This is a genomic window from Aerosakkonema funiforme FACHB-1375 (assembly GCF_014696265.1).
Taxonomy (GTDB): domain Bacteria; phylum Cyanobacteriota; class Cyanobacteriia; order Cyanobacteriales; family Aerosakkonemataceae; genus Aerosakkonema; species Aerosakkonema funiforme_A.
Window position 1 is genome coordinate 21417 of the sequence record NZ_JACJPW010000080.1, and the last position, 17444, is coordinate 38860.

At 45.4% G+C, this 17444-nt stretch carries 13 protein-coding genes and 1 pseudogene; 7 read left to right on the forward strand and 7 right to left on the reverse strand.

All coding sequences use genetic code 11. From position 1 onward, the window contains the following. Positions 1–7: 7 nt before the first annotated feature. Entirely contained in the window at positions 8–1327 is a 1320-nt protein-coding gene (locus tag H6G03_RS39855) for an ATP-binding protein (RefSeq protein ID WP_456057583.1), read from the forward strand. Positions 1328–1374: 47 nt separating this feature from the next. Beyond that, complete coding sequence (locus tag H6G03_RS25640; protein ID WP_190470586.1) at positions 1375–2169, forward strand: SPFH domain-containing protein; 795 nt, start codon at positions 1375–1377, stop codon at positions 2167–2169. 79 nt (positions 2170–2248) lie between these two features. Here H6G03_RS25640 and folP read toward each other — a convergent pair whose 3' ends face one another. The 3 genes from folP to H6G03_RS25655 form a co-directional block, all read right to left on the reverse strand. Continuing rightward, positions 2249–3073, reverse strand: a complete 825-nt coding sequence (folP, locus tag H6G03_RS25645) for a dihydropteroate synthase (protein WP_190470589.1) — start codon at positions 3071–3073, stop codon at positions 2249–2251. 319 nt (positions 3074–3392) lie between these two features. Beyond that, entirely contained in the window at positions 3393–4118 is a 726-nt protein-coding gene (gene tpiA, locus H6G03_RS25650) for a triose-phosphate isomerase (RefSeq protein WP_190470592.1), read from the reverse strand. A 335-nt stretch (positions 4119–4453) separates the two neighbouring features. After that, on the reverse strand, positions 4454–6613 hold the full coding sequence (locus H6G03_RS25655) for a polyribonucleotide nucleotidyltransferase (protein ID WP_190470627.1): 2160 nt from the start codon (positions 6611–6613) through the stop codon (positions 4454–4456). A 703-nt stretch (positions 6614–7316) separates the two neighbouring features. Between H6G03_RS25655 and H6G03_RS25660 the strand changes: the two genes are divergently transcribed. Genes H6G03_RS25660 through H6G03_RS25670 form a run of 3 tightly spaced genes read left to right on the forward strand, consistent with a single transcriptional unit; the run spans position 7317 to position 12360 of the window. Then, a complete protein-coding gene (locus tag H6G03_RS25660) occupies positions 7317–10556 on the forward strand; it encodes a DEAD/DEAH box helicase (protein ID WP_190470596.1) in 3240 nt (1079 codons plus the stop codon). Further along, the gene (locus H6G03_RS25665) at positions 10556–11389 is read left to right on the forward strand and encodes an SWIM zinc finger family protein (protein ID WP_190470599.1); all 834 of its coding nucleotides are present in this window, start codon (positions 10556–10558) and stop codon (positions 11387–11389) included. The genes H6G03_RS25660 and H6G03_RS25665 overlap by 1 nt, the downstream gene beginning before the upstream one ends. After that, the gene (locus H6G03_RS25670) at positions 11386–12360 is read left to right on the forward strand and encodes an RpnC/YadD family protein (protein WP_190470603.1); all 975 of its coding nucleotides are present in this window, start codon (positions 11386–11388) and stop codon (positions 12358–12360) included. Before H6G03_RS25665 ends, H6G03_RS25670 begins: the two co-directional genes overlap by 4 nt. 125 nt (positions 12361–12485) lie before the next feature. Here H6G03_RS25670 and H6G03_RS25675 read toward each other — a convergent pair whose 3' ends face one another. Then, positions 12486–14354, reverse strand: coding sequence for a pentapeptide repeat-containing protein (locus H6G03_RS25675; protein WP_190470607.1), 1869 nt, complete (start codon positions 14352–14354; stop codon positions 12486–12488). 146 nt (positions 14355–14500) lie between these two features. Between H6G03_RS25675 and H6G03_RS25680 the strand changes: the two genes are divergently transcribed. Both H6G03_RS25680 and H6G03_RS25685 read left to right on the forward strand, forming a co-directional pair. Next, on the forward strand, positions 14501–14788 hold the full coding sequence (locus H6G03_RS25680; protein ID WP_190470609.1) for a hypothetical protein: 288 nt from the start codon (positions 14501–14503) through the stop codon (positions 14786–14788). Positions 14789–14814: 26 nt separating this feature from the next. Beyond that, the gene (locus H6G03_RS25685; protein ID WP_190470612.1) at positions 14815–15198 is read left to right on the forward strand and encodes a toxin-antitoxin system TumE family protein; all 384 of its coding nucleotides are present in this window, start codon (positions 14815–14817) and stop codon (positions 15196–15198) included. A 150-nt stretch (positions 15199–15348) separates the two neighbouring features. On the opposite strand, the gene H6G03_RS25690 is transcribed toward H6G03_RS25685, so the two are convergent. The 3 genes and pseudogenes from H6G03_RS25690 to H6G03_RS25700 form a co-directional block, all read right to left on the reverse strand. Continuing rightward, positions 15349–15534 (reverse strand): PCP reductase family protein, encoded by a 186-nt coding sequence (locus H6G03_RS25690; protein ID WP_190470616.1) that lies wholly within the window; start codon positions 15532–15534, stop codon positions 15349–15351. Positions 15535–15796: 262 nt separating this feature from the next. Further along, positions 15797–17185, reverse strand: a complete 1389-nt coding sequence (psbC, locus tag H6G03_RS25695; RefSeq protein ID WP_190470618.1) for a photosystem II reaction center protein CP43 — start codon at positions 17183–17185, stop codon at positions 15797–15799. Continuing rightward, positions 17169–17444, reverse strand: a pseudogene (locus H6G03_RS25700) (photosystem II D2 protein (photosystem q(a) protein)); the annotation flags it as partial. The gene psbC and the pseudogene H6G03_RS25700, both read right to left, overlap by 17 nt.

The following is a 17444-nucleotide window of genomic DNA, read 5'->3' on the forward strand; positions in this document are numbered from 1 at the left end:
AGCCAATGTGCCGGGAGTTATCTATCAATTTCAATTGCGGCCAGATGGCTCATTCTGTTTTCCCTACATCAGCTCCGGTTTGAGAGAAATTTACGAACTCGAACCACAAGCAGTTCAAAACAACGCGCAGCTGATGTTTGCTACCGTTCCTCCAGAAGATCGAGAACACTTCAACGAGTTAATTGGTGTTTCTGCCCAACAGCTTCAACCTTGGCGCTGGGAGGGGCGCTGCATGACTCCATCGGGAAAAATTAAGTGGATACAAGGTGCTGCCCGTCCGGAAAAGTTAGCCAATGGGGAAATTCTTTGGGATGGATTGCTGATGGATATTAGCGATCGCAAAGAAGCGGAAGAAGCTTTACGTCGCTCCGAGGAAAAATTGCGCCAAAAAGCCTCCGAGCTGCAAGCAACTTTGCTCGAATTGCAAAGAACTCAAACCCAATTGATTCAGAACGAAAAAATGTCCTCTTTGGGTCAGATGGTCGCCGGTGTCGCTCACGAAATTAATAATCCGGTTAGCTTTATTTATGGTAACCTTATCCCTGCTAGCGACTATCTGCAAGATTTGTTAGAGCTAATCGAACTTTATCAAAAACATTACCCCGAACCAGTACCGGCAATTCAGCAGTTAGCGGCAGCTATTGACCTCGACTTTTTGACTGGGGATTTGCCCAAAATGCTCGGTTCGATGAAAGTGGGGGCAGAACGCATTCGCGAGATTGTCCTTAGCTTACGGAATTTTTCTCGCTTAGATGAAGCAGAAATGAAGCCAGTCGATCTTCACGAAGGTCTCGATAGTACCTTGTTAATATTGCAGCATCGACTGCATTCTCAGACAGTAACTTGGGAAAAAAACAGCCGACATTCCGGTATTGAGATAATTAAAGAATACGGCAACCTGCCTTTAGTGGAGTGTTATGCTGGGCAAATAAATCAGGTATTTATGAATATTATCGGCAATGCGATTGACTCTTTGGAGTCACGCTTCGCGATCGACGCCCTTGAAGAAGCAGAAGAACAGGGGGAAAAAAGGGCACGACTGAGTAAATTTTCTTCTACGCCTTTGATCCGTATTCGCACTTACCTCTCCTCTGATACCTGCCGCGCTGTGATTCGCATTTCTGATAATGGTCTCGGCATGACGGAAGATGTCAAAATGCGTTTGTTCGATCCGTTTTTCACGACTAAACCTGTCGGTAAAGGTACTGGTTTGGGCTTGGCGATCGCCTATCAAATTGTTGTCGAAAAACATGGAGGTGTTTTAAAGTGTATTTCCACACCAGGGTCAGGAGCCGAATTCTGCATTGAAATTCCCATTTGCCAATAGCTGCTTTCCCAGATAACTTGGCAAAAGTTGAGCAGGAGAAATTGTTTATGGAAGCGATATTCGCCGCCCTTGCCTTACTGACGATCGGTTACTTAATAGGTTCGGTCAAAATCATCAATCAAGGATATGAAGCTTTGGTAGAGCGCTTGGGCAAATACATTGCTACGCTGAAACCGGGTGTTAATTTTATAGTTCCTTTCCTCGACACTATAGTTTGGGAAGAGACAACACGCGAGCGAGTTCTGGATATTCCTCCCCAGGAAGCAATTACTAAAGATAATGTTTCTCTCAAAGCCGATGCTGTTGTGTATTGGCGGATTTTGGATTTGAAAAGAGCTTATTACGCTATTGATAATGTTGAGGAGGCGATTCAAAACTTAGTTTTGACGATGTTGCGGTCTGAAATCGGTCAGATGGAATTAAACGAGACTTTTTCTGGGAGAAAGGAAATTAATCAGGCACTGTTGCAGGAATTGGACGAAGCAACAGAACCTTGGGGTGTCAAGGTTACTCGCGTGGAAATTCGCGATATTATACCAGCGCCAAAGGTTCTGGAATCGATGCAACAAGAGAAAGCTGCTGAGATCAAAAAACACGCCGCTATTTTAGAGGCTGAGGCTACTTTGGAATATATGAAACGACTTTCGGAAGCTTTGCGATCGCAACCTAACAGTAAGGAAGTTTTGCAGTTTTTGTTAGCCCAAAGATTTGTCGATGCTAACTTTAGACTGGGTGAAAGTCCTAATTCCAAAATTCTGTTTATGGACCCGAAAGCGATGACAGAAGCGCTAGCAGAGTTGCTAAATTCTCACAATGAAAATGAGGAGGGAAAACAGAAATAGCGCGTCGGGAAGTCAAAAGTCAAAAGTCAAAAGTCAAAAAAGACATAAAAAATTCAATCCAAAATCCAAAATCCAAAATCTAAAATCGAAAGATGGCATCGGCGACGCGACAAACATCTCGCATTTCTTTAACATCGTGAACGCGCAGAATGTCAGCACCAAAGGCAATCGCACCGCAACAAGCTGCACCGGTTCCCCATACTCTCTGTTTGGGGTCTGGTCGATCGAGAATATGTCCGATAAAGCTTTTGCGGGATGGCCCCACTAAAATCGGGCAGCCCAGAGCGCGAAATTCGGCTAATCTTCGCAAAATTTCTATGTTTTGCTGATAAGTTTTAGCAAAGCCAATACCCGGATCGATGATAATTTTTTCTCGCTTAATTCCAGCTGCGATCGCATCTGCAATTCGACTTGCCAAAAACTCGTAAATTTCCCCAATCAAATCTCGATAATCAGTCATCTGCTGCATAGTTTGCGGCGTACCCCGAATGTGCATCAATATAATTGGAACGCCCAATTGTGCTACTGTCGGCAACATTTCTGGGTCGAAAGTCGCAGCAGAAATATCATTAATTATATTTGCACCAGCTGCAACAGCAGCCTTTGCTACAGCTGCTTTTGTAGTATCGACAGAAATCGGTATTGTGGGATGAGCATCTTGCCCGTCCCGTAACCTTTGCACGATCGGCACCACTCTGTCAAGTTCTTCTTGTAAGGATATTTCAGCAGAGCCAGGGCGAGTTGATTGACCGCCGATATCGAGAATATCGGCACCAGCTGCTATTAAATATCGAGCTTGTGCCAAAGCATCTGCAAGAGTATCGAACTCTCCCCCATCGCTAAAGCTATCTGGCGTCACATTGAGAACGCCCATCAGATATGTACGATCGCCCCAATTGAACATAGTTTAAAAGTCAAAAGTCAAAAGTCAAAAGTCAAAAGTCAAAAGTCAAAAGCCATGACAAATGACTAATGACCGAAAAAGAGGGGTTTCAAGCCTCCCATTTCAAGGGGAATAATCAAAAAAATTTTCTGAATATTGTAGAGACTTTTTATGAAACTTCTCTACAATATTCAAGCCGGAGCAAATCCAAAATCCAAAATCCGGTGACCGAGATGAATGGTACTGAGATAAACTGAATCTAGATCCCCGACTTTTTGGAAAAGTCGGGGATCTGGGCAGCAAGTTTTGCTTTTTGTCAGCGCCATGCGAGCAAAGACAATTATTTGTAATTAACAATGCGAGCAAAACTTGCAGGTTGCAAACTCGCACCTCCGACAAGAACGCCATCGATGTCTGACTGAACCATAATTTCATCGATGTTCTCCGGCTTGACAGAACCGCCATATTGAATGGGAACATCGGGATTAGTTAGCTGGCTGCGAATCAAGCCGATCACGCGATTGGCTTCTTTTGTCTCGCAGGTGTCGCCGGTGCCGATCGCCCAAATGGGTTCGTAGGCGATGACGAGATTGTGTTGATCTACACCAATCAAATCTTTTTCCAACTGACCGACGATCAGGGATTCGGTTTCGCCCGCGTCTCGTTGTTGCTTGCTTTCGCCCACGCAGAGAATGGGAGTAAGACCGTGACTCTGCGCTGCTAGGAGCCGTTTGTTGACAGTTTCATCGGTTTCGCCAAAGTATTGACGCCGTTCGCTGTGACCGATGATGACGTAACGCACTCCAATTTCAACGAGCATCGGGGCGGCAATTTCCCCTGTGTAGGCTCCCGCATCTTCCCAATGGACATTTTGGGCACCCAGCTGCACGCGGCTACCGTGCAAACTTTTGGATATGATGCCCAAGTCGGTGAAGGGAGCGCACAGCACAATTTCCCGTTCTTCCGGGGTTTCTTCCAAGCTTGACATAAATCCTTGCAAGAACTCCAGGGCTTCTGCCTGGGTCTTGTACATTTTCCAGTTGCCAGCGATGACGATTTTTCGCACGGGTACTCTGAAGAGACGAACAATAAACGTAAAAAACAGTTTAAGGCTTTTGGGCGATCGTTTTACGTCTGTGTCCTCAGATCGGCCTCAGACTTGAGTTATAGAGCGATAGAATGAGGAGGGCCTCCTAAGAACTTTAGGTTTCCACAGCAAATTCTTCTGGGTCAACTCCCCAATTTACCCAAGCGATTTTCTGACAACTAATTGGAAATCATACTTGGTAATAGGTAATTGATAATTGTTTTTTTACCCGTTACCCATTACCCAAGTTGGAATTAACAGACCCTGAAAAGCATCGCAATTAGCTGCTAGCTAATTCCCGATCTCGCCTCAAGTTACTTCTTATTCACACCACTGTTAGCACGAGCTGCGGCTGCTTCATCCGGATGAATTCCCAAGCGTGTGAGATTGATGCGTCCCTTGCTGTCAATTTCGCGCACTTTGACAATCACTTCATCGCCTACTGCCACTTCATCTTCCACTTTACCGACGCGGTAATCTGCCAGTTGGGAAATGTGAATCATTCCTTCCTTGCCGGGGAGAAACTCGACAAAGGCTCCGATCGGGATAATGCGAGTAACGCGACCGGCGTAGACATCACCTTCGTTCAGCTTGCGCGTCATGTTAAAGATAATGCTGCGGGCTCGTTCCGCCTTATCTACATCTATGGCAGAAATAGTCACCGTACCATCATCTTCGATGTCAATTTTGGCTCCGGTTTCTTCGGTAATACCTTTGATTGTCTTACCACCAGGCCCGATCACGATACCGATCAAATCTGGATCGATCTTAACGGTGAGCAGACGTGGGGCAAAAGGCGACATTTCGGTGCGCGGTTTTTCCAGCGCCGCCAGCATTTTTTCCAAGATATGCAGCCGCGCCGGACGAGCTTGATTGATGGCTTTGGCGATCGTATCCATAGATAGACCGTTGATTTTCATATCCATCTGCAAAGCGGTGACGCCGCTATCGGTGCCCGCTACTTTGAAGTCCATGTCGCCCAAGAAATCTTCGATACCTTGAATATCCGTGAGAATGCGGACTTCATCGCCTTCTTTAATTAAGCCCATTGCGGCACCACTGACCGGTTTGGTGATGGGAACGCCAGCATCCATTAAAGCTAGGGTGGAACCGCAAACGGAACCCATTGAGGTGGAACCGTTGGAGGATAAGACTTCCGACACTACACGGATGACGTAGGGGAATTGCTCTTTCGGCGGCAATACCGGCACCAGTGCCCGTTCTGCCAAAGCACCGTGACCGATTTCGCGGCGTCCGGGGGCACGTAACGGCTTGGTTTCTCCCACTGAGTAGGGGGGGAAGTTGTAGTGGTGCAGGTAACGCTTGGCATCTTCTGGGTGCAAGTCATCTGCCATTTCTTGGGCATCGCCGGGAGTTCCCAAGGTGACGGCGGATAAAACTTGGGTTTGTCCTCTGTTAAATAAGCCGCTGCCGTGGACTCGTCGAGGTAGCAATCCGACGCGACAGGAGACGGGTCGTACTTCGTCGAGTTTGCGACCGTCAACGCGGACACCATCTTCGACGATCTGACGGCGCATCAATTGTTTGGTGATATCTTTGAAGACGTTGCCCAGGGCTTTGCTTTCCGTGGCTGTGATGACGCGCAGCGGGTCTTCTTCTGGGAGTTCTGCGATCGCAGTTTCTACACTTGCTTTGATTTCATCAAGTGCCAGGTCGCGAGCTGATTTGTCCAACTCGAATTGAGATAGGATGTTTTTGATCGGTTCCCTGACGCGATCGCGAATAAAGTTTTCCAGTGTTGGGTCTACTTCCGGTGATGCTTCTTGCGTCAATTCGATGCCCAATTCTTTGATCAATTCTTGCTGGGCTGCAATCAGATCCCTGACTGCTTCGTAGCCGAAGTCGATCGCTTCTATTATGTCAGCTTCGGGCAATTCGTTTGCCCCCGCTTCTACCATGATTACGCCTTCTGGAGACCCTGCTACCACCAAGTCCAAATCTCCAGCTTCCATCTCTGCGTAGGTGGGATTAATAATAAAGTCATCTCCTACCAATCCCACGCGCACCGCTGCCATTGGCCCGTTAAACGGTATCTTTGCCAACAGCACCGCTACGGAAGCGCCAGTCACAGCCAGCACATCGGGCGGTACTTGTTCATCCATAGATAATGTTGTGGCTACAATTTGGATGTCATCTCGCAGCCAACTAGGAAATAGAGGACGTAGGGGGCGATCGATCAGACGGCTTGTGAGAACTACTTTTTCTGGCGGACGACCTTCCCGTCGCAAGAAACCGCCTGGAATTCTACCCGCAGCATACATTCTTTCTTCGTAATCTACCAATAAAGGGAGAAAATCTATATTTTCTCTTGCTTTTGAGCGGGTAGCAGTTACTAATACGCTGGTATCCCCGGATTGAATTAATACCGAACCATCGGCCTGTTGTGCAAGGAGGCCAACCTTTAGTCTAATATCCCTTCCGTCAAAGGATATTGATTTGTCTATCTCTACCATTCGGTCCTGCTCTATCACAATTCTTTATCTGTGGCAATCCTAGCACTGATACACCAGTGCTGTTCTCAGACTTTCTAGGGCTTGGGGCGATGTGAGGGGCTTAGGAGTTCGAGAAACCGGATTTTTGACAAAAACTCGGTTTCTGGCCAAGGCAACCCCGAATTGCATCAATTTGGCGCACTACTAGACAAGCCATTCGGTGAATGCCCCTAATAGTCTGGAATTAACGATTATCCCACAAATTGAGGCAGTAAAACTTCTCGCTGGGCGTCGGGTGTCGGGGCTGGGGGAAGAAGGGCTGACAAATCTTGCGTTTGCTGGAATTAAGAACGTCTTTTATTTTTCAGCCTAAATCAGCGCATAGGTTTGCGGAGCGTCACTCTGGGGCAATTTTCTTTATCCGCTAACCCGCCTACAGACGATCGCGCCAAGGTCGCCAGCTAGGTTGTACAATAAATTCATTGCACAACTCTTTCTCTTGGAGATAATTTTAACTTTCCATAATGTTGAGAAACACTGTCTTCTCATCCTTTTTTCCCAAAACTCTATGCGAGCGAAATTTGTTAATAAATAATGGTAAATACTTGCAATTTACAAAAATTCGCCATAAATCTCAGCTTTAAGTATTAAATTTGTCATTAAAAATAAGCAATTAACAATTGCTAACATCGTTCAACTAAGGGAATAACTGAGCAGTTTATAAATGGCAGTTTTACACGGTAACTGGTTACCTCAAACTCAGGGTGGTTATCTATTTATTTGGGGAGAAACTTGGCGCAGAATCGCGGCTGAGGCTTCTTCTCAACTTAGCGGAGTATCGCTTCATCCATTGGCGATGACTCCAGACGAGCTGACCGCCTACTTGAAATCTTTACCGCATCTGGGCGGTGTCTTGCCGGTTGATGCTCTTGTTAAAGAAGAAACTTCCCCTAAAAAAGGTAGAGGCGCTAAAAGGCAGAGCCAAGAAACGATCGCAGAAAACAGAAATCATCTTTCATCTTCGTGGCGCAAGCACTCGCAACTTTTGGCATTACCCACTCATATTCCCGAAGATAATCAAGGCGCAATTTACCCCGTACATTCTGCCACCGAAGTCTCAGAAACTACAAATGAGGGAACAGCCCTTTTGTATCCTTGGCAAGTCGAAGGGTTTTGCTTGAACGAACGAGAAGCGATCGCATTTTTAACTGCTCTCCCTCTCGGTTCCGTCAACGAATCAGACTCTTTTTTGGGCAGAGATTTGCGGTTTTGGTCGCATATCGCCCGTTGGAGTATCGATTTACTGGCAAGGTGTAAATTTTTACCAGGAATAAACAGAAATGATAACTCTGCCGTTGCTAGCTGGCAACCCGTTCTCGATAGTGCTGCCGATCGCGCTCGTTTGCAAAAGTTTGCTCAGGAAATGCCAGCCGCTTGTCGCACATATCAAAATAGCAGAGAAAGTGGAGAATCGATCGCTGTTAACCTACCCGCAGAACCGAGAGAACTGCTGCTAGCATTTTTGAGCAGCACCATTGACTCGCAACTGCGAACTGCGATCGAGACGAATTCACCACCGGATACAGAACCGCTGCTGAAAGAGTGGCTGCAAGCATTGGGAAGCGAATCTGCCACCCTGACAGCAGAAGCTCAAGCAACAGAACGCCTGCAAGCAACTCTCAACGCTTGGACTGCGCCGCTGCAACCATTCTTGGCCGGTCAGAGTTTATTTAACACCTGCTTTAAGGTTCTTCCACCAGCATCAGCGTCGAAAGATTGGACGTTGGAATATTGTTTGCAAGCAGTTGACGACCCAGAATTTTTAGTAGATGCGACAACGATTTGGAGTAACCCAGTCGAACGTCTGACTTTCCAAGGAAGGACAATAGAATTACCTCAAGAAACTTTACTCAGCGGTTTGGGATTAGCTTCTCGGTTATTGCCAATTATCGAACCAAGTTTGGAAACTCCTTCTCCCCATTCTTGTCGCCTCAACCCATTACAAGCTTACGAATTTATCAAAAATGGTGCTTGGCGTTTTCAAGATAGCGGATTGGGAGTAGTTTTACCGCCCAGTTTAACAAATCGGGAAGGTTGGGCAAGTCGTTTGGGATTGAGCATCAGCGCACAAAGTCCCGACATTAAAAAGAGCGATCGTTTGAGTTTGCAAAGTCTGCTGAATTTCAAATGGGAATTATCTATTGGCGGACAAAGACTGAGCAAAAAAGAATTTGACAAGTTAGTAGCCCTCAATACTCCCTTGGTGGAAATCAACGGGGAATGGGTAGAATTGCGACCTCAAGATATTAAGGCAGCGCAAACATTTTTTGCATCTAGAAAAGAGCAAATGTCTCTATCGCTGGAAGATGCTTTGCGCCTCAGCAGTGGCGATTCTCAGACAATTGAAAAACTGCCAGTCGTCAGTTTTGAGGCATCGGGGGCGCTACAGGAATTGATATCAACTTTAACCGGAAGTAAAAAAGTTGAGGCGATCGATCCTCCCTCTAGCTTTAAAGGAGAATTGCGTCCTTATCAAGCATTAGGTGCTGGTTGGTTAGCATTCTTGGAACGCTGGGGTTTGGGTGCGTGTCTGGCGGATGATATGGGCCTTGGAAAAACCGTAGAGCTTATAGCATTTTTATTATATTTACAAGCAAAAGATGCACTGGAAAAACCAACGCTGATAGTCTGTCCGACTTCTGTTTTAGGTAACTGGGAACGGGAAGTCAAGAAATTTGGCCCGACGTTAAAAGTTTTGGTACATCACGGCGATAAACGCGCAAAAGGAAAAGCGTTTGCTAAAGCTGTTCAGGATAGAGATTTGGTAGTCACCAGTTATGCGCTAGCTTTTCGAGATGCTAAAGATTTGCAAAGCGTTGCTTGGCAAGGTGTGATTTTAGATGAAGCTCAAAATATCAAAAATTCGGAGGCGAAACAATCGCAAGCAGTCCGCCAGTTGAACGCTTCATTTAGGATCGCGCTGACAGGAACGCCAGTAGAAAATAGGCTGCAAGAACTGTGGTCAATCTTGGATTTTCTCAATCCTGGCTATTTGGGACAGCGCAATTTCTTCCAGCGACGATTTGCGATTCCGATTGAAAAGTATGGGGATACAAATTCGCTGAAGACATTGCGATCGCTCGTCCAACCTTTCATCCTCCGTCGCCTCAAAACTGACCGCGAAATCATTCAAGATTTGCCAGAAAAACAGGAAATGACTGTATTTTGCGGTCTGACTGCCGAACAAGCTGAATTATATCAAAAACTGGTACAAGAATCTTTGGCTGAAATTGAAGAATCATCAGGTATTCAGCGACGAGGAATGATTTTGGCTTTGCTGGTGAAGTTGAAACAAATTTGCAATCACCCAGCCCAATTTTTGAAACAAAATAGTCTAGGAAATCAAAATCGTTCTGCCAAACTTCAGCGTTTGGAAGAAATGTTGGAGGAGTTGATTTCGGAGGGCGATCGCGCTTTAATTTTCACCCAATTTGCGGAATGGGGTAAACTGCTCAAACCGCATTTGGAGAAACAACTTGGGCGAGAAGTGCTGTTTCTATATGGTAGCACTACTAAAAACCAACGTGAGGAAATGATCGACAGATTTCAACTCGATCCCCAAGCGCCGAGAGTGATGATTCTGTCGCTAAAAGCTGGTGGTGTCGGTCTGAATTTGACGCGAGCAAATCATGTTTTTCACTTTGACAGATGGTGGAATCCAGCCGTAGAAAATCAGGCAACAGATAGAGCATTTCGTATCGGTCAAAAGCAAAATGTACAAGTGCATAAATTTGTTTGCACTGGCACTTTGGAAGAAAAAATCCACGATTTGATTGAAAGTAAAAAAGCACTTGCAGAACAAGTGGTAGGTGCTGGCGAACAGTGGTTGACGGAACTGGATACCGACCAACTTCGCAACTTATTATTGCTCGATCGCACTGCTGTAATCGACGAGGAGGCATAATGGCAGATAACTACACTCAAATCAGCCGAGAATGGTGGGTAGAGCAGTGGTTGGGATTGCTAGATTCCTATCGTTTCAAAAAGCGATTGGAACGTGCGCGTGTTTATGCGCGAGAAGGAAATGTCCGCAGCATAGAATTTCAAGGACAAAAAGTATTTGCCAGAGTTCAGGGAACAGAAGTAGAACCTTATCAAGTTTCGATATGGCTGGACGCTTTCTCTGACGAAGAGTGGCAATATGCGATCGAAACAATGTCAGAAAAAGCGATATATTCTGCTAAACTATTAGCCGGAGAAATGCCAGCAAACATCGAAAAAGTCTTTACCGCAAATGGCTTGAGTTTGTTTCCATTTAAGTTGGATGATGTACGCAGTAAATGCAGTTGTCCCGACAAAGCGAACCCGTGCAAACATATTGGCGCGGTGTATTATTTGTTAGCCGATCGCTTCGGTGAAGACCCCTTCGTATTATTTCAGCTACGAGGACGCACGAAAGAACAAATTCTCGAAACACTCCGGCAAATGCGAAGTAGGGGTACAGAGAAGCAAAAGAGCGGGGGAGAAACCCAAATCCCCAAACTTCAATATCCTCTAAAAGTCGAGCATTTTTGGCAATACGACGAACCGTTAGAATCTTCCCTAGTCGTGATTGTACCGCCGCCAAGTAGCGAAACAGTTTTAGATGTATTGGGAACCATACCTTTGGCAAACGATGCAACGGAAAACGCCGACGCAAAAACGACTGCATCTGAAACTGTGATGAAGTATTTAAATACAGTTTATCAGGCGGTGAGTCAGCAGGCGATCGTCTCCGCGATGAAGGTAGGAGAATGACTAGAAACTTTCACGACCAATTTGCCAAGCAGTATCTCAGCGAACTATTAGCACCTCTGGGTGAAGTAATAGTCAGCCGAGAAGTATTGGCTGAAGTGCGTCAAATAGATGTTTGGTTTTCACCAGTAACAGCACCTACAGCCAACCTAGAATTTTTAGGGTTGGTTGCTGAAATGGCTTCAACTGCCTGTTTAATCGAACCTTTTCGCAATCCACCAACCTGGTCGGAAGTGCGTAGATGCCTGATTAAATTGTTTGCCATGCAAAGCGATTATCAGCGTCAAGCAAGGCGAGAAGAAAGAACGGTGACAGAAGATGAATTACCGCGTTTGTGGATATTATCGCCTTCCTGTTCTGAGAATGTCTTAGACGCATTTGGCGCAAAACTTGACACCCAAGGAAACTGGCCGAATGGCGTTTATTTGCTACCATCGGGATTAAGAGCGGCACTGGTAGCAATTAACCAACTACCGGTGACAGAAGACACGCTTTGGTTGAGGCTTTTGGGTCGCAAAACCGTTCAGCAGCAAGCCGTAAATGAGGTGAATGCACTGCCGGAAGACCACCCTTTTAAAAGAAACATTTTAGAGGTTGTGGCTAACTGGCGCATCGGTTTGGAAACCAGCCAAAATCTCGATGAAGACGAGGAGGAATTGCTTATGAACTTATCATCAGCTTATGTACGTTGGCGCGAAGATACTTTACGAGAAGGTCGGATCGAAGGCAGATTGGAAGGTCGCCAAGAAGGTAGACAAGAAGGTAGACAAGAAGGTCTCCAAGAAGGTCGCCAAGAAGAACGGCGGGAGATGGTAGAAAATCTTCTGAGAGTTCGATTTGGCGCTTTGGACGATCGATTGAGCAGAACTATAACACCTATGTTACAGCTACCGCCAAGTGAGTTAACTCAATTGCTGCTGACTCTTTCTCGCGAGGAAATATTGGCTAGGTTTGGAGGAGAGTCCTCTGCTTAAGGAGATGGAAGTTAAAAGAAACCCGGTTTCTTGAAGAAACCGGGTTTCTGAGATGGTAGCAATCAAATTCTCGATTATTAATCAAAAGAAACTGGTTTTCTGATATTTCTCAAGTTTAAGAAACTTTACTCGTGAGTCGTTCCATCAGGCATAATTGCACCAGCCAATTTAGCATTTTTCAAGATTGCCCCATTAATGTTTGCTCCCTTAAGATTAGCTTTTTCTAGATTTGCGTTCTCCAAGTTTGCCCCACGTAAATCTGCTGAAGTCAGGTTTGCTCCACTTAAGTTTGCTCCATTCAATTGTGTTCCGCAAAGATTTGCGCCGCTCAAGTTTGCCCCACTCAGCTTGATACCATTTATGTTTAGCCCCAGAAGATTGACTCCTGTCAGATTAGTACCACTTAGGTTTGCGCTGTAAAGGTTTTTTACATTTTTAAAATTCGTATTAGTTAGATCTACCCCAGATAGGTTCGTTCCCGTCCAGTCTGTCTGAAACAGGTTTGCTCCATTAATATCTGCCGCAGTTAGGTTAGCATAATTTAGACTTGCTTCGCTTAAATTGACGTTCGACAAATTCGCCTGAAGGAGTCTTACTCCCCTCAAATTTGCTTTACTTAAATTTGCCCCACTTAAGTTGGCTTGTATTAAGTCTGCATTTGCGAGATTAGTTGAGTTTAGATTTGCTCCTTGTAAATTTGCTCCAATTAAGTTTGTTGAATTTAGAGAACTCAAGTCAGCACCAGCCAGATTAGCATTTTGCAGCGAAGTGTTAGGAGCGATTGAATAAGCACCCGCTTTAACAGGGTCAAAATCTTTGGGAAAGATAGTCTCCGTGCTATAAATAGCTTCTTCAAGGTTAACTCCCCGAAGGTTTGCTCCTTCTAGATTTGCTTCTAACAAATTAGCATTACTAAGATTAGCATTACTTAGGTCTGCATTCATCAATTGTGCTTTCCTCAAGTTCGCACCGCTCAAGTTAGCTTGACTTAGATTTGCATCATTAAGGTTTGCTTGCAAAGACAAATCCGCACCGCTAAGATTTGCCAGAATCAAATTGGCTTCACTGAGGTTTGCTCTTTGTAAATTCACTAAGTTTAGGTTTGCATTTCTCAGGTTTGCCTTACCCAACTTAGCTTCATACATTTTTGCTTTACGAAGATCTGTATTATTTAAATTTGCATCGTTCAAATTTATGCTATTTAACTCTGCTTCGCAAAGTTCAGCCCCCCTGAGATTTGCTCCACTTAGGTTTACAGCAGATAGGTTTACCTTATTTAGCTTTGCTCTGCTCAAATTGGCTTTGCTTAAGTTGAATTCCTTGCTGATACTTTGCCTACTAAAATCAGAGCCGGCTAGGTTAATTCCAGTAAAATCTTTTTCTCCCTCTTTACACCGCCTCAGAAATTCCTCAGCACTAATACCTGGTTCGTGACTCTCCTCTTCATCAGTATCATCTCTCATCAGTAGCAGCAACATTCTCTCAATCTGGAATTCTTCATCACTGAAAACGCTGAATTTTTCCTCTTGTTTACCTGCATCAATTTCCTCATTTTGGTATGTTTCAGCATCATTGTCAGATGCAGCAGTTTCCTGTAAAATTGATTGATGAGATTCTGCAACTACTGTTGGTGCGATCGACTCTTGGCTGATTTGCTCATCAAGCCGTTCTATATTTAGGATCGTGCGATCGCCATCATCAAGATTATCCCCTGTATTTCTTGTCGTCGCACTGTTTGTTACTGCATCGGAAATCTTGGAGTCATCATCGCCAGAAATGAAATTAGATAGTCGATCGCATCTTTTTTGAAGGTCTGCAATTTCTTTCTCGGAACTTTCCAAACGCACTAATTCAGGTCGATCGTTGAATTGTTCTGTCAGTTTATCTAATTCCCGTTTAATACCTTTAACATATTTTTTTACAACTGTTTGTTCTTGTTCGAGTTGTTCCAGTCTCGCTAACAGGGACGCTAGCTCGATTTGTTGTTCAGCCATTTTAGTTAATCTTTAGCTCATATAGGATATTTTCGCTCATCTCGCTGGGTATATGATACCGGATAAATACTCAAATACAATTTTTCCAACCAAACAAAGTGTTATTATTGATATACATCAGTGTATATTCTAAAGAGCGGGAAATCATGAATACAAAACTTCTCGAATCTCTAGCTGAGATGATTTTATCTCTCTCTGAGGAAGAAAGACAATTTTTAAATACAAAAATAAAAGCTTCACCATCATCAACAGTTGAGCAAGCGGTTCAACCAGAACTTTTGGATTTGGAAAATCGATTAAAAGCTTTTGAATCACAATATCAAATGTCATCTGATGTATTTTACCAACGCTTTCGGTCAGGAGAATTAGGAGACGAGATAGATTTCTTTGAGTGGAGTGTCTTCTATGAAATGTGGAAGACAGCCCAGAAATAATCGACATCTATCGAAAATTTAGCCTAATGGAACTTCAAGATTACATTACCGCCGTTAAAACAAAGCTGGCTCGAAGTTTAGTAATTGATAGCGTTGTTATTGTTGATGAGCGGACTTTACTAAACCGAGGATACTTCCGGGCGCGGTTGACACTTATTAATGGTGATTTTCTGGAAATAGCTGAGTCTTTTACTATCTTAGAGGGTCGTTGCTTAACTTTGGGTTATCGCTATCAATGGATGGATGCGACAAAACGACTCTTAAGAAAACGTTGGGATAACGTAGAGCATTTTCCTGAATTACCCAATTTTCCACACCACGTTCACATTGGAGAAGAATCTAACGTTTATCCGAGTCAATCTCGGAATATTTTAGAGTTAATTGACTTAATGGAAGCAGAAATTAGTTAAACAAATCATCAGGATTTCCACCCAATTGCCGCACCATATCCGCCAGTTTCTGCGCTTTTTCTTCCGGTGTCAGCAATCGGCTAGCTCCTCAGAAAAAGGCAAGCACATCAGGGGGTCGTACTTTAACATAGGTTTTAGCGCGATCGATTCCTACTGCCCAAATTCTAACCGCGCCTGTTCGACTATTTCCGCCGTCACCACATCTAGCTCAGCTTGACGCGCCAATTGCTCAATTCGCAGTCGAGCTTGCGTGCGAACAAAAAAAGGAATATTTTTCAGTTTCACCTGAGCTTCAGGCGTCCATTTCAAAGCACCCGTAAAATCAGAATCGCGCATGGCACATTAGCATCCAGCAATTACCAATCAGTTTATATATTACTCCCATCCTGCTAGAAGATTATGTACTTCTTCTTTTCTCTTCCTTAGTGTCCTTCGCGTCGAGAGCGGTTCGTTCAATACAAATTCTTCCGGCGGGAAGGGAGTAAGCTCCGTCAATGGTTTAAAGCCGAATTTTGACATAAATACAAAAAAGGCTCCTGCCTTTAAGCAGGAGCCCTATCACTCTATAGGAGAGAGAAAGATAAACTAAACTGACAACCTAGTCGAGTTCCTTCATGAACAGCACTGGCTCGGTTTCGCGATCGATACCTTTTTCAAAGCCAGCAGCCGCAGCACGAGCGCGACCTGCGTGCCAAAGGTGACCGACTAAGAAGAAGAAGGCCAATACAAAGTGAGAGGTTGACAACCAAGCGCGTGGGTTAACGTAGTTAAAACCGTTGATTTCGGTGATAACGCCACCCACAGAGTTGATGGAACCGTTAGGAGCGTGGGTCATGTATTCAGCCGCACGACGAATTTGCCAAGGCTGAACGTCATTCTTGATCTTGTCGAGGTCAAGACCGTTGGGGCCGCGCAGGGGTTCCAACCAAGGGCCACGGAAATCCCAGAAGCGCATCGTTTCACCACCGAAGATGATTTCGCCAGTAGGAGAGCGCATCAGGTATTTACCCAGACCGGTTGGGCCTTGTGCAGAACCGACGTTTGCACCCAAGCGTTGGTCGCGCACCAAGAAGGTGAAAGCTTGTGCTTGGGAAGATTCAGCGTTGGTTGGGCCGTAAAATTCGCTGGGATATACAGTGTTGTTAAACCAGACGTAGCAAGCAGCAATAAAGCCCATCAGGGACAGAGCGCCCAAGCTGTAGGAGAGATAAGCTTCTCCAGACCAGATGAAAGCGCGACGAGCCCAGCCAAAAGGCTTGGTGAGAATGTGCCAAATGCCACCAGCAATACAAATCAGGCCGATCCAGATGTGACCGCCGATCACATCTTCCATGTTGTTGACGCTGACTATCCAGCCATCGCCACCGAAGGGAGACCTGGTTAAATAACCGAAGATCACAGCCGGGTTCAGTGTCGGGTTAGTGATAACGCGAACATCACCACCGCCAGGAGCCCAGGTATCGTACACTCCGCCGAAGAAGACTGCTTTAGCCACCAACAGCAGGGCACCAAGACCCAACATAATCAGGTGGAAGCCCAAGATGGTCGTCATCTTGTTCTTATCTTTCCAGTCGTAGCCGAAGAAAGAGGAGTACTCTTCCAGAGTTTCTGGGCCGCGAACGGCGTGATAGATACCGCCCAGACCGAGAACGGCAGAGGAAATCAGATGCAGAACACCGACTACAAAGTAGGCGTAAGTGTCGATAACTTCGCCGCCTGGACCAACACCCCAGCCCAGTGTGGCAAGGTGAGGGATCAGGATTGCGCCCTGTTCGTAAATGGGCTTTTCTGGAGTAAAGTGAGCGACTTCAAACAAAGTCATCGCTCCAGCCCAGAAGACGATCAGACCGGCGTGAGCAACGTGAGCGCCCAGCAGTTTACCGGAAAGGTTGATCAAACGGGCATTTCCAGACCACCAGGCAAAACCGGACGATTCCTGGTCGCGGTTGCTACCTGCGATTCCAGAAGTATTAGAGAGCGTTACCACGCGGTAAAACCTCCTCAGGGAATACAAAGTGTTCGTGAGGTTGATCGGCAGGAGACATCCAAGCGCGAATCCCCTCGTTGAGCAGAATGTTCTTGGTATAGAAAGTTTCAAATTCTGGGTCTTCTGCCGCCCGCAATTCTTGGGATACGAAGTCGTATGCCCGCAGGTTGAGGGCTAAGCCGACAATGCCCACGGCGCTCATCCACAAGCCGGTCACGGGGACGAACAGCATGAAGAAGTGCAGCCAGCGCTTGTTGGA